The sequence below is a fragment of the Micromonospora sp. NPDC000207 genome (assembly GCF_040300925.1).
In the GTDB taxonomy this organism is placed as follows: domain Bacteria; phylum Actinomycetota; class Actinomycetes; order Mycobacteriales; family Micromonosporaceae; genus Micromonospora.
The window spans coordinates 1-2740 of record NZ_JBEPEQ010000216.1 but is presented as its reverse complement, the minus strand read 5'-3'; the positions used below and the strand labels follow the sequence as shown (position 1 = coordinate 2740).

At 72.4% G+C, this 2740-nt stretch carries 2 protein-coding genes and 1 pseudogene; 2 read left to right on the top strand and 1 reads right to left on the bottom strand.

Annotated elements, in window-relative coordinates:
• Window positions 1-590, top strand: a pseudogene (locus tag ABT336_RS27120) (hypothetical protein); the annotation flags it as partial.
• Here ABT336_RS27120 and ABT336_RS27115 read toward each other — a convergent pair.
• A complete protein-coding gene (locus ABT336_RS27115) occupies window positions 551-1321 on the bottom strand; it encodes a CPBP family intramembrane glutamic endopeptidase (RefSeq protein WP_350900398.1) in 771 nt (256 codons plus the stop codon). The pseudogene ABT336_RS27120 and the gene ABT336_RS27115 overlap by 40 nt on opposite strands.
• A gap of 174 nt (window positions 1322-1495) precedes the next feature.
• Between ABT336_RS27115 and ABT336_RS27110 the strand changes: the two genes are divergently transcribed.
• Window positions 1496-2614, top strand: coding sequence for a globin domain-containing protein (locus ABT336_RS27110; protein WP_350900396.1), 1119 nt, complete (start codon window positions 1496-1498; stop codon window positions 2612-2614).
• Window positions 2615-2740 lie beyond the last annotated feature (126 nt).

Sequence of the window (2740 nt, the reverse complement as noted above, 5' to 3'; positions counted from 1 at the left end):
CCCGGGCCTGGGCCGACGGGCTGCGGGCGCGGTATCCGGAGGCTGACGCGGCGGGTCTGGCGCGGCTTGCCGTACGACGGTTCGGGCGGCGGGCGGGAGTGGGCGGTGCGGCGGCGACGGCGACCGGCCTGCTCGCACCGGTGGTGGAGTCGGCGGCGGTGCTCTGGGCGCAGGCGGAGTTGGTCCTGCACCTGGCGGCGGCGTACGGCCGGGATCCCGGGCACCCGGACCGGGCGGTCGAGCTGCTGGTGTCGACCGGAATCCACCCGGACCCGGTCGCCGCGCGGACGGCGCTGGAGGCCGCCACGGAGGCGACGGGGGAGGAGAGCGGGGTGCCGGGGACCGGGGTCGTCGCCTGGTCGCCGGTGGTGGCGTCGGTGTGCCGGCTGGTGGAGCCGCTGGTCGGCGGTGGTCGGCTACCGGTCCGCCTCGTGGCACGACTGCTGCCGGGGGCGTCGGCGCTGGCGGCGGCGGCCGGAGGGCACGCCGCGACGGACCGGGTGGCTGCCCGAGCCCTCGCCCAGTACCGACCCTCGCACCGACCGACCGGTCAGAGCCAGTCGAACCACTCCCGGGGGAGCAGGGCGTAGCCGACGAAGGCCACGATGTCGATGAGGGTGTGCGCGACGACCAGTGGCATCACCCGTCGGGTACGCATGAAGAAGTAGGTGAAGACCACCCCCATCACCACGTTGCCGACGAACGCCCCGAATCCCTGGTAGAGGTGGTAGGAACCGCGCAGGACGGCGCTGGTGGCGATGATCGTCCAGAACCGCCACTGGAGCTGCCGCAGCCGGGTGACCAGGTAGCCGACCACGATCACCTCTTCCAGGACCGCGTTCTTCACTGCGGCGAGGATCAGCACCGGCACCGCCCACCAGTAGTCGCGCAGCGCCGCCGGGACCAGTGTGGCGTTGAGGCCGAGCTGCGCGGCCGCCCAGAACAGCACCAGTCCGGGGAGGCCCATAAGCGCCGCCAGCCCGGCCCCCCGTGCCAGGTCCGACCCGGGTCGGCGGGCGTCCAGGCCGAGGGTCCGCAGGGCGTCGCCGGGGTCCCGGTTCACCAGGTGTACGGCGAACAGGACCGGCAGCAGCGCGAACGCGATCCCGAGCAGTTGGTACGTCAGGTCCAGGTAGGGCCGGGGTGACGCGGTGGTGTTCAGGGCTGCGGTCTGCTGGGAGAGCCCTCCCTCGGCGGTCAGCTTGGCGATGATGGAGACCACCGCGTACACGGCCGACTGGCCGAGGGTGAGCCCGAGGATCAGCACGGTCTCGGTGCCGAGGGTCCGGCGGGACAGCTGGCGGGTGAGGTCGACCGTCACCGCACCACTGTGCCGTACGACAGGGTCTGCGGTGCCGTCCGGGGCCGACGACCAGGTCGGGAGGGCAGGGCGGGATCACTCTGTGAGCTGATCGCACATTCTGTGCGACCCACGCACACGCTCCGTACGCATCCTTGGTGAACCCGAACGCCGGTCACCCGAGGGAGCGTGCCAGTGGAGCACTTCGCGCGGCTGCTGAAGGAGAGTTGGATCCTGGTCGAGCCCGACCGGGATCGACTGAGTGGTTACTTCTACGCTCGGCTCTTCCTCCTCGACCCCGAACTGCGCAAGCTGTTCCCGGCGGAGATGTCCGGGCAGGGTGACCGGCTCCTGGACGCGGTGATCACCGCCAGTCAGACGGTCGACGATCCGGAGTCCTTCGACGAGTACCTGCGCGCACTCGGTCGGGACCACCGCAAGTACCACGTCGACGCGGCCCACTACGCGACGATGGGGGTCGCCCTGCTCGACGCGTTGCGGACCACCGCCGGGGACGACTGGAACCTGGAGTTCGACCAGGCCTGGCGGGACGCGTACGCGGCGATCTCGGCGAAGATGATGGCCGGGGCGGAGGGGGACCCGAATCCGCCGTTCTGGCACGCCGAGGTGTTGACCCACGACCGGATCGGCCCGGACACGGCCGTCCTGACCTGCCGGGCGTTGCAGTTCCCGCTGCCCTGGAAGGCGGGCCAGTACGTCAGTGTCGAGGTGCCCCGGCACCTGCCCCGGGTGTGGCGGACGTACTCGGTGGCGAACGCGCCGAACGAGGAGAACGTCCTGGAGTTCCACGTGCGTACGCCGACCGGGGCGGGCTGGGTGTCGGGGGCGCTGGTCCGCCGGACGAAGCCGGGTGACCTGCTCCGGATCGCCGCCCCGATGGGTTCGATGACGGTGGACGGTGCGTCCACGCGGGACATCGTGGCGGTGGCCGGCGGGGTCGGGGTGGCGCCGGTGAAGGCGCTGGTCGAGGAGTTGGCAGCGCACAACCGGACCCGCTGGGTGCACGTCTTCTACGGCGCTCGCCGCCCGGAGGAGCTCTACGCCCTGCCCGGCCTGCAGAAGCTGGTCGCCGAGCATCAGTGGTTGTCGGTCACTGCGGCGTGCAGCGAGGGGACCGACTTCGACGGCGAGCAGGGGTTGGTCTCGGACGTGCTGTCCCGGTTCGGGCCGTGGACCGACCACGACTGTTACGTCTCCGGTTCGGCCCGGATGGTCCGGGCCACCCTGCGGGCGCTCGCGGAGGACGAGGTCCCGCCGGCCCACATCAGGTACGACACGTTCGGGAACCTGTAGCTGTTCTTTCCTCCCCCCGTGCCGGGGGGGGGGGGCCCCCCCCCCCGGGGCCGCGCCCCCCCCCCCCCCCCCCCCGGGGGGACACCGGGCCGGGCAGTGGGGACCAAGGGGGGGACCCCCCCGGGG